This window comes from Methylobacterium sp. D54C (assembly GCF_053345595.1).
In genome coordinates this window covers 1-14,947 of record NZ_JBKFAK010000047.1, presented here as the reverse complement: position 1 = coordinate 14,947, position 14,947 = coordinate 1, and the positions used below count along the sequence as shown (strand labels likewise).

At 61.8% G+C, this 14,947-nt stretch carries 11 protein-coding genes and 3 pseudogenes; 8 read left to right on the top strand and 6 right to left on the bottom strand.

Annotated features, from left to right (window positions below):
• Positions 1 to 216 precede the first annotated feature (216 nt).
• Positions 217 to 1,659: a tyrosine-type recombinase/integrase gene (locus ACLBYB_RS31465; RefSeq protein ID WP_447701190.1), complete on the top strand. Its 1,443-nt coding sequence runs from the start codon at positions 217 to 219 to the stop codon at positions 1,657 to 1,659.
• Between the two features lie 523 nt (positions 1,660 to 2,182).
• Here ACLBYB_RS31465 and ACLBYB_RS31460 read toward each other — a convergent pair.
• The gene (locus tag ACLBYB_RS31460) at positions 2,183 to 2,530 is read right to left on the bottom strand and encodes a hypothetical protein (RefSeq protein ID WP_447701189.1); all 348 of its coding nucleotides are present in this window, start codon (positions 2,528 to 2,530) and stop codon (positions 2,183 to 2,185) included.
• Between the two features lie 159 nt (positions 2,531 to 2,689).
• Positions 2,690 to 3,430: pseudogene (locus ACLBYB_RS31455) on the bottom strand (DDE-type integrase/transposase/recombinase); the annotation flags it as partial.
• A gap of 216 nt (positions 3,431 to 3,646) precedes the next feature.
• On the opposite strand from ACLBYB_RS31455, the gene ACLBYB_RS31450 reads away from it, so the two are divergent.
• Both ACLBYB_RS31450 and ACLBYB_RS31445 read left to right on the top strand, forming a co-directional pair.
• Positions 3,647 to 3,838 carry a hypothetical protein gene (locus ACLBYB_RS31450; RefSeq protein WP_447701188.1) on the top strand — a complete coding sequence of 64 codons (192 nt, stop codon included), beginning with the start codon at positions 3,647 to 3,649 and terminating at the stop codon, positions 3,836 to 3,838.
• A 357-nt stretch (positions 3,839 to 4,195) separates the two neighbouring features.
• Positions 4,196 to 4,318, top strand: a complete 123-nt coding sequence (locus ACLBYB_RS31445) for a hypothetical protein (protein ID WP_447701187.1) — start codon at positions 4,196 to 4,198, stop codon at positions 4,316 to 4,318.
• A gap of 452 nt (positions 4,319 to 4,770) precedes the next feature.
• On the opposite strand, the gene ACLBYB_RS31440 is transcribed toward ACLBYB_RS31445, so the two are convergent.
• Positions 4,771 to 6,138 carry a methyl-accepting chemotaxis protein gene (locus ACLBYB_RS31440; protein ID WP_447701186.1) on the bottom strand — a complete coding sequence of 456 codons (1,368 nt, stop codon included), beginning with the start codon at positions 6,136 to 6,138 and terminating at the stop codon, positions 4,771 to 4,773.
• A 510-nt stretch (positions 6,139 to 6,648) separates the two neighbouring features.
• Between ACLBYB_RS31440 and ACLBYB_RS31435 the strand changes: the two are divergent.
• A pseudogene (locus tag ACLBYB_RS31435) lies at positions 6,649 to 8,088 on the top strand (IS1182 family transposase).
• 354 nt (positions 8,089 to 8,442) lie between these two features.
• On the opposite strand, the gene ACLBYB_RS31430 reads toward ACLBYB_RS31435, so the two are convergent.
• Positions 8,443 to 9,363 (bottom strand): LysR family transcriptional regulator, encoded by a 921-nt coding sequence (locus tag ACLBYB_RS31430; protein ID WP_447701185.1) that lies wholly within the window; start codon positions 9,361 to 9,363, stop codon positions 8,443 to 8,445.
• A 91-nt stretch (positions 9,364 to 9,454) separates the two neighbouring features.
• On the opposite strand from ACLBYB_RS31430, the gene ACLBYB_RS31425 reads away from it, so the two are divergent.
• Together ACLBYB_RS31425 and ACLBYB_RS31420 are read left to right on the top strand one after the other, a co-directional pair.
• Complete coding sequence (locus ACLBYB_RS31425) at positions 9,455 to 10,273, top strand: NAD(P)H-dependent oxidoreductase (protein ID WP_447701184.1); 819 nt, start codon at positions 9,455 to 9,457, stop codon at positions 10,271 to 10,273.
• Between the two features lie 485 nt (positions 10,274 to 10,758).
• Positions 10,759 to 11,811, top strand: coding sequence for an FkbM family methyltransferase (locus ACLBYB_RS31420; RefSeq protein ID WP_447701183.1), 1,053 nt, complete (start codon positions 10,759 to 10,761; stop codon positions 11,809 to 11,811).
• A gap of 436 nt (positions 11,812 to 12,247) precedes the next feature.
• Here the strand turns inward: ACLBYB_RS31420 and ACLBYB_RS31415 are convergent, their stop codons facing one another.
• On the bottom strand, positions 12,248 to 12,568 hold the full coding sequence (locus tag ACLBYB_RS31415) for an integration host factor subunit beta (RefSeq protein WP_447701182.1): 321 nt from the start codon (positions 12,566 to 12,568) through the stop codon (positions 12,248 to 12,250).
• Positions 12,569 to 12,757: 189 nt separating this feature from the next.
• On the opposite strand from ACLBYB_RS31415, the gene ACLBYB_RS31410 reads away from it, so the two are divergent.
• Both ACLBYB_RS31410 and ACLBYB_RS31405 read left to right on the top strand, forming a co-directional pair.
• Entirely contained in the window at positions 12,758 to 12,982 is a 225-nt protein-coding gene (locus ACLBYB_RS31410; RefSeq protein WP_447701181.1) for a hypothetical protein, read from the top strand.
• Positions 12,951 to 14,170: pseudogene (locus ACLBYB_RS31405) on the top strand (IS256 family transposase). The gene ACLBYB_RS31410 and the pseudogene ACLBYB_RS31405 overlap by 32 nt, the downstream one beginning before the upstream one ends.
• A gap of 3 nt (positions 14,171 to 14,173) precedes the next feature.
• Here ACLBYB_RS31405 and ACLBYB_RS31400 read toward each other — a convergent pair.
• Positions 14,174 to 14,782 (bottom strand): DDE-type integrase/transposase/recombinase, encoded by a 609-nt coding sequence (locus ACLBYB_RS31400; protein ID WP_447701180.1) that lies wholly within the window; start codon positions 14,780 to 14,782, stop codon positions 14,174 to 14,176.
• Between the last annotated feature and the right edge of the window lie 165 nt (positions 14,783 to 14,947).

Sequence of the window (14,947 nt, the reverse complement as noted above, 5' to 3'; positions counted from 1 at the left end):
CGATCTGGCGCGAGCGGACTTTGGCAACATCACGGCGCCGACGCGCCCGAACAAAACCCCGCTTCCGTTTGCCAGCGCCCTGGGCCTATGCGCTCTGCCACGCCGCATGAATGGCCAAAGTCGAGCTAAGCAGCCTACCGCAATTGAGTCCGCGGACGCCATGGGCCATGGGTCTAACGAGGGTCTAATTTTTGATGTCACCCTTCAGAGGGATACATGCCCCGCCGTGTTTCGCCCGAACAGGCCTACCTTGAGAAGCACGGCAATAACTGGCGCGTCTCGGTGAATGTGCCAGCGGCGGTGCGGGAACTCATCGGTCGGCCGAAGCTGCGGCACGACCTTGGCACCGACTCACTTCGGACCGCCGCCCTGCTTAAGGGGCCTTACGTCAAGCGCTTCAAGGCCCAGATCGCTGAGGCACTAACCAAGGTCGGGCGTGAGAAGCAATCGACAACCCGGGAGGCCATAGAGCTCGCGAAATGGGCGCGGGAGGCTCAGGACCGTCCGACCTCCCAGGCGGAGTGGGACGAGTACCACGCCATCATCGTGAGCAGGACCGCGGAGATCTTCTCGCGGGACGCGGAAGAAGTGGAGGTGCCGGCGGCGGACGGCGAGGGGCCGGATTCGGGATGGCGCTACAATCCCGCGTCGGCAGTCGAGGCGCGGCGCTTCGGACGCATCGCCCGCGGGGCAGGAACTCCTTTTGTTGAGTTCCACGAGGCGTACATGGCTGGATCCCAGGTGGAAAAGCGGACGAAGGCGGATGACGCCAGGGCGATCCGTTTTCTGCTGGAATGGCTGAGGACCGAGGACATCGATCCAGAGATCGAGCGGATCACACCCCTGCGCGCCCACGCCTTCTCAAGGAAGCTCCCCCAATTGGCCGGCGTCGAGCCGGTGACGTGCAACAAGTACCTGTCGCGCCTCTCCTCGTTCTGGGCCTACCTAGCCACAGTCACCGAGGTCGCCGCCTCGAACCCCTGGGACAGGGTGGGCCACAGGAAGACCGGACCAAAATCTGGTGAGGAGGAGCGTCCGTTCACGGACACGGAAATCGCCAAGCTGCTAACGGGACCTGCATCGCCGCACATGCTCGACCTCATGTACATCGGCGCGCTCACCGGTGCGCGCCTTGACGTGATCGTCGACCTGAAGGTCTGCGACACCCGGAACGGCGTGATCCTGTTCCGTCCGTGCAAGAAAGAGACCCACGCGCGCTACGTTCCGATCCATCCGGACCTGGTATTGGTTATCGCTCGGCGCTGCCTCGGCAAGGGGCTCGATGACGACCTGTTCCCCGAATGGCCGCCGGTTAAAAAGGTCGGCTCGATGCGGGAGCGATCGTTCAAGACCTCCAACCATTTCACCGAGTACCGGCGCGACGTCGGGGTCGACGACGTGGTCGACGGCAAGCGGAGAGCCCGGATCAACTTCCACAGCTTCCGGCGGTGGTTCACCTCGCGTGCCGAGCAGGCAGGCGTGAACGACGCGATGATCGCCGCGATCGTCGGACATAAGAACGACTCGATCACGCTCGACGTCTACAGCGAAGGGCCTGTGATGCGGAGCGCACGTAAGGCCATCGCAAAGGTGAAGCTGCCTCCCCTCGACGGAAGCCCGATCAGGGAGATCCAGACTGTGCGCGCTCGTGCTCGGTAGCGCTGTGTAAATTGAATTGAAGCCCCGGGCGTAGCCTACACGCGGCAAAAGTGACGATGCTTGTGAGCCAACTCGATGTCGCCTCACCAAGCCTGTCCTCCCCAGGTGCGGGCGCACGACGCTGTGCTTCATGTGTGCGTCGCTGAGGTTCCAACGTTGCCAGCCCCGCAGCTTCTGTCGGCTTGTCGGTGGCCAGGGCGTAACACGATGCTGAAAAATCCTGCGGTACTCAAGAATGATTTGCAAAGCGCCGGTCTGGTTCTCCGATCTGACGGCGGGCCCATTCCCGAAGGTGAAGCTGCCCACCGCTTGGAAGCATCCGCAGAGGCTATGGCTGCCTGCCCGCCGTAAAGAATGTTGCCCTGCGCAGTTATTGCGCACGGATAAACCCTCGAAAGAGCTGATGGTCACATCAGGCTGCGAGGGACACGAGTGCGTCGATCCGGAGAATTGCTTCGCGGGTTAATGCACGGACGAAGCTACCTGAGACCGGTGCGATGACCCCGTTTCCCAGTATTCTAACTTAATCCCAGCGGTTGCATTCGGCGGTAACCTTGAACGGGACATTCGGTCCGCGTGCCGGCTTGCGCGCGGTCAAGCCCAGGGCACTGACGAACTCCGACACCTGCAGCATTCGCGAGGTGGGAAAACCGTCCTTCCACTGCCCCAGACCGAATTGGCCCAGCATTGAGATGTTGCGCTGAAGCAGGTCCAGCGACTGCCAGCCGCCATACTTGTCGGAGCCGTAATAGACGATGAGGAAACCGACGTCCTCGCCGAGCGCGTCGATGCCGGCCTGGACCCGCCAGAGCGGTGGCGGAACAGTTCGACGCCCCGAGGAGCCCCACCTTCCACTATGCGAGCCCTTCATGCGCTAACGCGAAAGGGAAGACCAGCCAAACGCGTGCGAGGTCGCTTCCGGTCAGAAGCAGCCTCGCATCCTCCTATCCGGGCTCGAGGCCACCCAGCTTCTTAGCCCGAAACGGAACATCCGACCGGCAGTTCACAGCATTCCACCGATCACCCACCCCTAGCTGTCTGGATGTGAGACCTCCTTGGCATCTTCAACGATGCGGAGGGCTTGTTTGATGAGATGGGGACTGGGTGGTCTGTAGGTTGGGTTGGCCAATGCGGGATCGGCTTCCAGACGCTGACGCAGCACCATTTCGGGCGAGAGCCCGTTGAGTACGCGCTGCCGGCGGCCGTTGTAGGCGGCGTTGAAGCCGCGCAGCACGATCTCTAGGTTGGCGTGGCTATAGAGCGTGATGCCGAGCACCTCCCGCTGGACGCGGCCGTTGAAGCGCTCGACCATGCCATTGGTTTTTGGCGTGTAAGGACGCGTCTTGCGATGCTGCACACCGTGCCGCGCGCAGGCGGCCTCGAACGCATCGGCCGTGAAGCACGAGCCGCGGTCGGTGAGCACGTACGTGACCCGGAACGGAAAGGCGCCGAGCGCGTCCGTGAGAAAGGCCACCGCCGAGGCTGTGGTCTCGTCGTCCTTGACGGCGAGGTGCACGTAACGAGATGCGCGATCGATGGCGACGTACAGGTAGCGTTTGCGCGCGACGCGGTCGCGGTCCTGCAGCTTGGGCAGGTGCTTCACGTCGACGTGGATGAACCCGACCTCGTATTCCTTGAAGCTGCCGTGCGGCTTGCGGGCCTTCTCGCCCGGCGGCAGCCGATTGAGGCCCTCGGCTTTGAGGATACGGTAGACCGCATCCCGGTTCAGGTGCGGCAGGAAGTGGCTGACGACGAAGGTCAGCGCGTCGAGGTGCTCGACTTCGGCGACGGGGATGACGGCGACGATCTGCCCTGGGAACCGGGGTGGGCGCTGGTGACCGCGGCCGACACCGGCCTCGTCATCGAGCGCTATCGCGAGCTCAAGTCCAACATGTCGCTGTTCCTGCACTTCCGCGACGCGACGATCTTGGTCCGGGTCGTGCCGACCTTCGTCACCTACAACTGATCTACAACCAGGAGATTGACCATGACCAAGCCCCGCTCATCCGAGACGCCGAGCTTCCTCACTGCGGTCCGGCGCATCGAGGCGCTGACCCAGGAAATCCAAAGAGACGGCTTGGCCGCCTTCGAGAAGGCGGAGGCCGCTTTTGTCGAGGTGCAGGAGCTGCGCGCCGTACTGAACGCCCGGATCGCGGACCTGCGCCGCCGGTCGGCATAGCGCGACGACCCGCATCGCCGCCGATGCCATCGCGTCGGCGGTGATCACTACGGGGATGCGTCCGCGACGCTCGTCGCGGAAGCCGCCTCGGCAGAGGCATGGGTACCGATCCAAACCCCGGGAGGTCCGACGACCGTCGACAAAGCGTGCGGCTGTCCTCGGAGCGGTCGCCTGAAGGCGCCATTCCGTACGTACCCTTTCCATGGCGAATCACGATCGCCGAAGGCCGCCAGGCGTTCTGGAACGGGTTGATGCCGAAGCAGACGTACTGGTTGCGACCCAACGCAGCCGTACCAATGAACAACGTCTCTCCCCCAAAAGCGGCCATAGGTCGCCTATCGTCCAAGGACGGCCAAGATGTCAGCTCGCACGAATATCAAGCTGCGCCGCCTGATTGATCTGGTCCACCTCGGCCTGAACGAAGCGAAGGCAGCGGCGTCGAGCCTCGTGGTCTTGAAGCTGCTGAAAGCCTTCTATTAGCTCGACACATTCATGTAAGCGTCCATGGTCGCTGTGCGACGAGCGGAAGAAGCCCCAGAATGCCTCAATCGGTACGTTGAGGGTAGCAGCAAGGCGGTCAAGAACGGGACGTGAATCGTTCATATTGCGAACAATTTAATTGTCTACAATTTAAAGCTGGTACTGCTCAGCTGTCGATGCATCAAGTCACGATTGCGTGTGAAGACGAATGATTCATGGAATGTGATCTCCTACCGCGGGACGGGGCTCGAGAGTGCTGGGATTACGTTGGGGGCCTTGAGACTCTTAGAGCTGCCAATCCGACCACCGTTTGCTGACGACCCAACTCTGCCGTTCAGATCATAGTTCGAGTTTCTCCAAAGCAGCCGTTCGCACAACGCGTGCTATGGAGCGTATTGGGCAGCCTTACCTAATCGAAATTGGGCTTTCGAATAAACGGAAGTAACATTCGGCTATTGTAGCAGGTCTCCGGCAGCAGAAATCATCTCTTTCATAGCTGCTCCTGCAGCCCGATAGGCCGGAGTACCGACATCCCAATTCTGCGCCGCCAGCGCATCAATCATCCGCTCGGCCTCAGCCCGTGCCTTCGCTTCAGCATCGAGGAAGCGCTGGACCGCGCTCTGGTCGGCTTTGGGATCGTGCCGCAGTTCTTCGACAGCTCTCCGAGCCGCATGCTCCCGTGAGATCGCCAACGACCGCTCGGGCGTCGTCGCACCGAGGAGAACCGAGGCCAACGTCCGCTTCCAGACGCCAAGGTCGGCAGCCAGACGGGACAGTTCAGTCGCGGCGGTATTTCCCTCTTCTTCGCTCAACCCCTCCTGGGCCATCGCTTCCGCCTTCAGAAGGCGTTTGGTGATTGCGTCGATTTCGGTACGGGTCTTGGCAGCCTTCTCGGCAATGCCGTTGACGCTTTTGGAGATCTCAGCCGTCGCAGTACGCTGCTGCTCAAGGGCTGCAGCCAGCGCTTGGCCCATCTCGTTCGATCGAACAATCTGCGAACCGGCGTCCTCGACCTGCGCACCCAGGGACGCGACGACGACACCGCCTCGTTCGACGGCCGCACGGCTCTCCGCGACGGCCTTAGCGATATGTCCCATCTCGGCCTGCAGCGTCATCAGACCTGCCCGGATCTGTTCCGTCGACTTCGCGGTCTGACCCGAAAGGGCCTTCACCTCGGTGGCCACCACCGCGAAGCCCTTGCCGGCCTCGCCCGCTCGCGCAGCTTCGATCGTAGCGTTCAAGGCAAGAAGGTTCGTCTGACCCGAAATGGCGGCGATCGTCCCGGCCATGCTGCCGATCTCGGATACGGCCGCCTGCAGGACTGCAAGTCGCTCGTCGATCTGATGAGTCCGCGTTTCGATCGCCTGCATCGCATCGCGCGCCTGCCGAACGTCATTCGTACAGGCCTGCATCGAAGCCTGGGCGGAGTCCGCGCTGCGGCCCGCGGACTGCGAACTTTGCGCGACTTCGTTTATTGAAGCAGCCATTTCCTCAATAGCGCTTGCGGCCGTTCCGGTTGATTGAGCAATGTCCCCAACGTCGTAGGTCGTCCAACCGATATTGATTGCGGCCTCGGACGCCTCTTTGGCGACCGCTGCAAGCTGCAGGCGTCCCTTTTTCAGCTGTGCCTCTCTCGCCAGTTGAATCTTGCTCAACGCCTGACCGACAATACCGTCCGGAAGATCGTCGAGATCGAGATCCTGGCAGTGCGCAAGTTGCTCCACCGCCGCCAACAGCCAGGCCCTCTCATGATCCACCGCCGGACTGGATGTAAGGAGTTCCAAGTTATTTGGCGTGCGGCGGGATTTCAGGCTGAACATCGGCACCAACTTTCAGGAGATTTCAGTGGATTAACATAAGATATTTAACAATTAGATACCGGCAACCTCCTTTTTTGAATACCCTTCTATTGCAATCAATCGGCGAAATGGGAGCGCGCAGTACAACCATATGGCATCGATCAGACACTTACATGCACCGTTACGGACGCAGGCTATTGGCCGAAATAATTCAAGTGCAGGAAAATTACTATTACTATTGGATGTCAGGCGGCATCGAATGACGCACTGATTATGCTACGGCGTTGAGGTGCGATCAAACCGGTAGGATCGCCCTTCTGGGATACTCTGTCAGTTGCTAGAGTGATCGATTTGCACCCAGAAGCGATTGTGGACTCCTTGGACAAAACTGTAAACGGATGTCGGCTTCTCGACTTAGTCGCCGCAAAGCAGACCGGCGGAAAACCACCCCGAGCGGTCATTCCGCACTCGACCCTGGCTGTGTCAAAACCCCGATGGTGGTAGCTTTCCTCTGCACGACCGGAGGGCGGCATGGGACGGTTTGTGGTCGGTGCCGAGCGCGATCAGACGACGCTGTTTCCGCCTTGCCTGGAAGACTGGATCGCCGAGGATAACCCTGTCCGCGTCGTCGATGCCTTCGTGGAAGCCCTGGACCTCGGCGCGCTTGGCTTTGCAGGCGTCGATGCGGCACGGACGGGTCGACCGGGCTATCATCCGGCCGCCCTGTTGAAGCTGTACGTCTACGGCTATCTCAATCGGGTCCCGTCGAGCCGACGCCTGGAGCGCGAGGCGGGCCGCAACGTCGAGGTCATGTGGCTGACCGGCCAGCTGTAGCCCGATCATAAGACCATTGCCGAGTTCCGCCGGCAGAACGGCCCCGCCATCGGGCGAGTCTGTACCCGCTTTGTCGCTCTGTGCCGCACGATGGGCCTTCTGACGGGGACGTGCGTCGCGATCGATGGCTCGAAGTTCAAGGCGGTCAACAATCGCGACCGCAACTTTACGCAAGGCAAGCTCGACCGGCGCCGCCAGCAGATCGAGGAGAGCGTGTCACGCTACCTCTCGCAGCTCGACACGGCCGATCGTCAGGATCCCACGCCGGAACTGGCAGCCAAGGTGGAGCGGCTGAAAGAGAAGATCGCCCGCCTCGGACAGGAGATGGAGCGGCTGGCGGGGTTGGAGGAGCAGATGAAGGCTGCGCCCGACCGGCAGGTCTCGCTGACCGATCCCGATGCGCGATCCATGGCAACCAGCGGGCGTGGCTCGGGCTTGGTGGGTTACAACGTCCAGGTGGCGGTCGAGACCGAGCATCACCTGATCGTCGCGCACGCGGTCACCAATGCCGGCTCGGACCGGGCGCAGCTCAGCGGCATGGCCACGCGGGCCAAAGAGGCTATGGAAGCGGACACGCTCGATGCGGTGGCTGACCGGGGTTACTATTCCAGTGAACAGATCCTGGCCTGCGAACGCACCGGCATCGCCGTGACGCTGCCCCGGCCGATGACCTCGGGCGCGAAGGCCGTCGGGCGCTTCGGCAAAGATGATTTCCTCTACCGTCGTCAGGACAACACCTACCTGTGTCCGGCGGGTCAGACGCTGTCCCATCGGTACACCTCGGTGGAGAATGGCCTGACCCTGCATCGGTACTGGACGAATGTCTGTTCGACTTGCGCGATGAAGGGAGCCTGCACGACGGGCAAGGAGCGCCGGGTGACCCGGTGGGAGCACGAGGCCGTGCTGGAGGCCGTGCAGCGCCGATTGGACGGCGATCCGCTGGCCATGCGGGTCCGGCGCGAGACGGTCGAGCACCCCTTCGGCACGCTGAAGGCGCGGATGGGGGCAACGCACTTCTTGACCAAGACCTTGCCGCGCGTCTCGACCGAGATGGCACTCCAGGTCCTGGCCTACAATCTGACGCGGGTTCTCAACATCATGGGAAGCCGGAAGCTCTTGGCAGCGATCCCCGCCTGAGCAAGGGCCTTGAATCGCTCACCGGGGGACTGAAGAGCGGTCCAGCAGCGCCTTCAACTCAAACGGACCGTACCTCGACCACAAAAGGTCGCCCCAAGCGATGGAACGCCCACTCCCGCAAGATCGGAGCGTCGCCCAAGCGCAGCGCCCTTTCCCGGCGTTTTGACACGGCCTGGACCCAACCCAGTCGCTCGGATCGCCGTCGGCGCACCCCGGAAGGAGACATTCGTCGGCCGTCTGGCAACTTCGGCTCGGGGTGGGACGCAGGCATTGATACCGCGGCCGAAACCGGACGCTCCGCTTCGGCCTGGAATAGCCGTGGATCCGGCGCTCGCACATCACCGTTAGGAGATTTCAATCCCGGATGAGGCCGGGCAGCGTCGCGAGCGAAGCGGCGAGCGCATCCACCAGCATCCGGACGCGCTTGATGCGCGTCCGACCGGGCACGACGAGCAGGGATAGGGGCACGGGCTCGGGCGTAAAATCTGGCAGGATCTGCTCGACTATCCCATCTGCCAGCAGATCGTCGATGAGCCAGATATGCGCCGCAGCGATCCCGCGTCCTTGGGCTAGGGCCTCGCGGGCTGCCAACCCGTGATCGACCCATAGGCGACCGTCGAAGGGAGTGAGGATCGCTGAACCGTCCCGTCCGCGCAGAGAAAGCATCACGCTTCCGGCGACGTTGCTCATGCGGATCGAGGTGTGGCCAGCCAAGTCATCGGGCGTCTCAGGCCGCCCCCGCTCCGCGAGATAGGTGCGTGATGCCGCCAAGACGCGGCGAGACCGGCCGATGGTCCGGCACTGCATGGTGCTGTCGGCAAGGGGGCCGAGCCGGATCGCGACGTCGACCGCCTCCCGCACGAGATCGATGCGCGCATCGGACAGGCCAAGATCCACCACGATCTCCGGATGGCGATCTTGGATGGAGAAGAGCATCCGGCAGACGTGGCGGACCCCTAGAGCCGCGGTACAGGAGATGCGGATCGTCCCAGTCAGGCCGCCGCTGGCGCTCCGCGCCGCGTCCGTCGCTTCATCAACCAACCGCAGGATGGTGCGTGCCTCAGCGTGGTAACGGCGGCCCTCGGCGGTGAGGGTGATGCGCCGAGTGGTCCGGTTGAGGAGCGTGACGCCGAGTGCGCCTTCGAGTTCCGCCACATGCCGCGAGACGGTCGATTGTCCCAGACCCTGCTCGCGCGCCACCGCCGTCAGGCTGCCGCGTTCCACGACGCGCACGAAGCTGCGCATCCGCTCCAGTGTGACGCCCGATCTATCCATGCGACGGCATGATCCTATCCGTTTCCTTCAGCTACCGGATGGATTGGGCTGCGCATAGCTTCGCGGCTCCTTCCTTCATTGAGCCGAACGCATGAAGATCCTCATCGTCTCCGCCCACCCCGACCCGGCCTCGCTGACGAACGCCCTGCGCGATGTGGCGGCGGCCGAACTCCGGGCCGATGGTCACGCGGTCCGCGTGACCGACCTCTACGCGATCAGCTGGAAATCCGAGGTCGACCGTCTCGATTTCCCCGCCCTGCCCGCCTCGGCACGCCTGCGGGTGCCCGCCGCGTCGGGCGAGGCCTTCGTCACCGGGAGCCTCACGCAGGATGTCGTCGCCGCACAGGAAGATCTGCTCTGGGCGGACGCGCTCATCCTGGCGTTTCCTCTCTGGTGGTTCTCGATGCCGGCGATCCTGAAGGGGTGGATCGATCGCGTCTACGCGTTCGGCTTCGCCTACGGCGTCGGCGAACACAGCGAGACGCGCTGGGGTGATCGCTACGGAGAGGGCACGCTCGCGGGTAAGCGGGCGATGCTCATCGTGACAGCCGGAGGCTGGCCGTCCCACTATGGACCTCGGGGGGTCAACGGGCCGATCGACGACCTTCTCTTCCCCATCCACCACGGGATACTGTTTTATCCGGGCTACGACGTACTGCCGCCATTCGTACTATATCGCGCCGACCGGACCGATGAGGCGACGTTCGACGGAACTGCAACCGCACTGAGGGCTCGGATGCGAACCCTGTTCGAGACGCCGCCCATCCCGTTCCGCTCCCAGAACGGCGGGGATTACGCGATCCCATCAATGGAACTGCGTCCAGAGCGGGTCAGACCGGACCTCATTGGTTTCGCAGCCCATATCAGGCTAACGGATCATGGCGTTCGGCAAGTCGAGCATCCGCACTGATAGCGGAACGGAAGCCCCACTAATCTGGTTGACGGCCGCTGCTCCATCGGCAGCCTGGAAGCGGACCTTCCCGGAGGCCGCAACGGGTCGTGAGCAGGCCCGATTACGATGTCCGCTTCGATGCGCTTGTCGCTTTGAAGCGGACGGGCGGAAAACCACCCCAAGCGGTCCTGTCGCTACCGACCCAACTCAGCTGTACAGGCGGCAGTGAGCGCTTCCCAAAAGCGGTCGTTCGCCGCCGGACACGCAAATTCGGCTCTTGATGGTCAGCAGGATGGCGGCTGCTGTCTGGAAGAAGACATCCGTCTGCGAACCACATAGGCCGTGCGGACACCGCGAGCCCGCCAACGCCGTTCTGGACCAGACTTCCTCGCTATCCACCAAAGCCACCATATAGTAGGCTGTTAACCGAATTTGCTCAAGCGACGGTATAGATCGACGAAAAGCACACGCCGATTGAAATGTGAGCTGGAGGAAACTGGGGCATGTCAGAGCAAGAGCGTGTGCATTTTCAGGAACTGAGCGAAAAATTCGATGCCTTAAAGGAAGAAATCCAACAACTTCGGTCGGAAGTTGGAATGCTCCGATCTGTAAGGCACGGATCTGGAGTCGATCTCGTAATCTTAGATAGTATTGTCGCGTATGTTCCAACAGCGGACAATCTATATTCAAATTTTATACCGGACAGCAACAAGAAATATGACGTTGTTGCCAGCGGTTTGCCGGAGGTGATACTCGGCAATCCAAGCAACACGCCCGCTAAAGTATTTCAGGACTATATAGAGATAGCGGCAAGCGATTACTCAACAATAATTCTATACGACATTGGTGCTTGGGCTGGAGACATCGCCATCCGTCTGGCGCGTTACGCCAAAGCATCCAAAATCGACTTCCGCGCCCAATGCTATGACCCATCAACTGCCGGGTCATTGATACCGTTCAACGCACGCCTAAATAATGTAGCGGACCTTGTTGATTTTGTGCCCGCGGGTATTAGCCTCGATGGCGGCCCACTTCTGTTTAATCAAGTGCGCGGACACTCGGACTCATCTGGACTATCTATGGTCGACAGTTTTGGCCGCGATGTAGACTCGTATATTATAAACACCTATACTTTGAAAGAAATACTAGAAAAAAACAAACGCCCTTCACATCAAATTATCAAGATCGACGTCGAAGGGATTGATGCACTTATCGTGGCAAACAATCTCGCAATTCTTCAAGATAGCACTTTGGTGATCGAGTTTAATCCCCGGCAGGAGCAATATAAGATCGTCGATCCACGAAATTTTCTGGCGCTAATGAACCGAACGCACACGATCTATGACCTATTCTATGCGCCGAACCCAACGATGGTAAATAAAATTGATGATGTCGATCAATTTATGACAGATATTTTGCAAAGAAAATGGGGGTATACGGATCTATTGATGGTTCCTCGGGTCTGCAAGTTTCACGATCGCTTTGTTCAGCGTTACAAGGACTATAAAAAAGAGCCTGATAATTATGTACTCGCGAAGGCGCATCGCACCAAGTAGGTTATTGCCGCCTCCCACATTTTCGTATGAACCAGTACAGCCTGGATAGGTTCAACCAAGAGCGCCAGCGTTGCCTGCAAAGACGTTGGCCATTTACACATTTCGGTCAGATACTGACACTCGGCCGCGGACCTCTGACACTCCAAAGATTTCGGATTATTTGGTCCGGGGCTCGGCAAAGGGTTGCAAGCGGAAGGGGCAGCAATGTCCGCTAAAGCGCCTTTCAACTCGTAAGTAGACCGTCAGCAAACCACCCATCCCCGTCATAAGCCTCTGCCTCGTCGACCACCTAGGAGCAGACCTACCCAGGGCGCTCACTCGGTCGCGCATGGCCGAAGAACACCGCGTCGCTCTATCGTCGCCTACGCGAACGGCGACGAGATGAACTGTGCTTTTGCCGCTCTGGCGCCCTGCTCGGGATTGTGTGGGCAAAAAACTAGTCAGGTGTCTCATCCGACACCCGCTTCGGATCGCTCGCGGCCGGATTGAGCCGCTCGCGCATGGCCTTGCCCGGCTTGAAGTGTATACGCGCTTTGGCGACCACGTTCACCGCGTCGCCATTGCGGGGGTTTCGCCCACGACGGGCATCGTGGTCCCGAGCGCTGAACGTGCCGAAGTCGCGCAGTTCGACGCGGTCGCCATCCGCCAGCGCGTCAGCGATGCGCCCGAGCAAGGCGTCTACGACCGCCTCGACATCCTTGGCATACAGGTGCGGGTTTTGCTCAGCGATACGGGTGACGAGTTCGGACCGGATCATACGTCATCGTTGCCGCGTCGTTTGCCGGACCGCAACCATGCCCGGGCTCGGACCCCGTCCACGATACGCGTTACGCCAAGCCAAGCGAGCGTGTTGTCCAGGGTGTCAAACCGATGTGCCTCCTGTGTGAACGGGACCGGCAGAGGTGGGACGGCCTCCATCAGCTCCGCGTACCATCGTAGGAGCGCGATGCTGACGGCGACGCGCTGCCATCCCGACAAGGATACTGACAATGGCGGCAAGAACGGCAAGAACCCCGACATGCCCAACCAGGGCACGGTCGAGCATTCGGACGATGGCCGACTGAAGTCGAACCGCGAGAACGGGGACCGTCAAGAATTTCGTGTGGGGGCGGCCATAGTGGATCCGAAGGAGATTCCCGATGGCACGACGCAAAGCACCCCGTATTCCTGATGCGATCCTGGACCAGCTTCTGGCCGGTGCGGATCCGAAGACGGCCTTCGAGGCCGACGGTCTGTTGGACGAGTTGAAGAAGGCTCTGGCCGAGCGGGCGCTCAACGCCGAGATGGACCACCATCTGGCGGGCGAGGACGCTGGCAACACGCGCAACGGCTATGGCCGCAAGACGGTCACGACCGAGACGGGCCGGATCGAGCTGCGATCCCCCGCGACCGGCAGGCGACGTTCGATCCGCAGCTGATCGCCCGCTATCAGCGCCGCTTTCCCGGCTTCGACGACAAGATTGTGTCGATGTACGCGCGCGGCATGAGCACTCGAGAGATCGTCGCGCACCTGCGCGAGCTCTACGGGATCGAGGTCTCACACGACCTGATCAGTGCGGTGACCGACGCGGTTCTGGAGGAGGTCGCCGCCTGGCAAGCCCGGCCGCTGGAGTCGGTCTACCCGATCGTGTTCTTCGACGCCCTGCGGATCAAGGTGCGTGACGAGGGCGTGGTCCGCAACAAGGCCGTCCACATCGCGCTGGGCGTGCGTGCCGACGGCTCCAAGGAGATCCTCGGCCTGTGGCTGGAGCAGAACGAGGGCGCCAAGTTCTGGTTGCGGGTCATGAACGAGCTCAGGAACCGCGGCGTCGAGGACGTGCTGCTTGCCGTGGTCGATGGCCTGAAGGGCTTCCCCGATGCGATCCGGGCGGTGTTCCCTGAGGCGCTGGTCCAGACCTGCATCGTTCACCTCCTGCGCCACAGCCTCGACTTCGTCTCCTACAAGGACCGCAAGCTCGTGGCGGGGGCGCTGAAGGACATCTACCGCGCGCTCGATGCCGCGGCTGGCGAGGCGGCCTTGGCGGCCTTCGAGGCGAGCGAATGGGGTCGGCGCTACCCGGCCATCGCTCAGAGCTGGCGACGAGCCTGGGGCGAGGTGATCCCGTTTTACGCCTTCCCCGGCGAGGTTCGCCGGATCCTGTACACCATGAACGCTATCGAGGCCCTGAACGCCACGCTGCGCCGGGCCGTGCGCGCCCGCGGTCACTTCCCAACCGACGAGGCCGCGTTGAAGCTGCTCTACCTGGTCTTGAACCGCTCCGAGAAGGCGTGGAAGATGGGACCGCGTGAGTGGATCATGGCCAAGACGCAGTTCGCCGTCATCTTCGGTGAGCGCTTCACCAGGGCCATGGCGGCCTGATGTTCAATCCGCCGCCCGCACACGGAATTCCTGACAGTCCCCAGTTGCCGTGTATGCGGAGCCGTTGTCGGCGAGCCATTGCACGCGGTGCGGCACGCGCACTCCGCCGAAGCGGTCCTCGACGCAGGCCAGCATCAGATCGCGCACCATCTGGCCGGTGATGCCGCCCGTCGAAGCCACCCAGGCGATCACCTCACGGTCGTGGGTGTCGATGGCAAAGGCAACCCGGACGACCTCGCCGTTCCAGCAGGTGATCTCCAGCGCATCCGAGGACCAGCGTTGGTTCGACGCGGAGGCGATGACGCGGCCCTCATGAGCGCGCACCGGTCGCACGCCGGTGTGACGCTGAAGGAGCAGGCCACCCTGCTTCATCAGCCGGAACACTCTCTTATAGTTCAAGAGCGGTTCGCCGGTGGCGCGGCGCGTCCGGTTCAGGATCGCCGTCACCCGCCGATAGCCGTAGGTCGGTCGCGCGTCCGTCACGGCGCGGATCGCCGTCAGGATGACGTCGTCGTCGGCCCGGTGATAGGAGCCGCGAGGGCGCGTCGCATTCTGTCGCTGCTCAATCAGGTTGGAGCGGGCCACGCCCAGCACGTCGGCCACGACCTTCACCGGGAAGACCTCCCGGACGGCGACGGCAACGGCCACGCGGCTTATGGGATGGCCCGCCCCTCACTGAACCGTCGTGGCATTCTTCTGCCACGGACACGTGGAGGGATCTGGAATGGCAAAGAGCTCGATCGCCGTGCTGGGTATCGACCTCGGCAAGAACAGCTG

Coding starts and splice junctions, on each gene's coding strand:
- ACLBYB_RS31440 (WP_447701186.1), bottom strand. CDS start 6,138: ATGTTCAGCCTGAAATCCCGCCGCACGCCAAATAACTTGGAACTCCTT.
- ACLBYB_RS31420 (WP_447701183.1), top strand. CDS start 10,759: ATGTCAGAGCAAGAGCGTGTGCATTTTCAGGAACTGAGCGAAAAATTC.
- ACLBYB_RS31465 (WP_447701190.1), top strand. CDS start 217: ATGCCCCGCCGTGTTTCGCCCGAACAGGCCTACCTTGAGAAGCACGGC.
- ACLBYB_RS31450 (WP_447701188.1), top strand. CDS start 3,647: ATGACCAAGCCCCGCTCATCCGAGACGCCGAGCTTCCTCACTGCGGTC.
- ACLBYB_RS31430 (WP_447701185.1), bottom strand. CDS start 9,363: ATGGATAGATCGGGCGTCACACTGGAGCGGATGCGCAGCTTCGTGCGC.
- ACLBYB_RS31415 (WP_447701182.1), bottom strand. CDS start 12,568: ATGATCCGGTCCGAACTCGTCACCCGTATCGCTGAGCAAAACCCGCAC.
- ACLBYB_RS31425 (WP_447701184.1), top strand. CDS start 9,455: ATGAAGATCCTCATCGTCTCCGCCCACCCCGACCCGGCCTCGCTGACG.
- ACLBYB_RS31460 (WP_447701189.1), bottom strand. CDS start 2,530: ATGAAGGGCTCGCATAGTGGAAGGTGGGGCTCCTCGGGGCGTCGAACT.
- ACLBYB_RS31410 (WP_447701181.1), top strand. CDS start 12,758: ATGCTGACGGCGACGCGCTGCCATCCCGACAAGGATACTGACAATGGC.
- ACLBYB_RS31445 (WP_447701187.1), top strand. CDS start 4,196: ATGTCAGCTCGCACGAATATCAAGCTGCGCCGCCTGATTGATCTGGTC.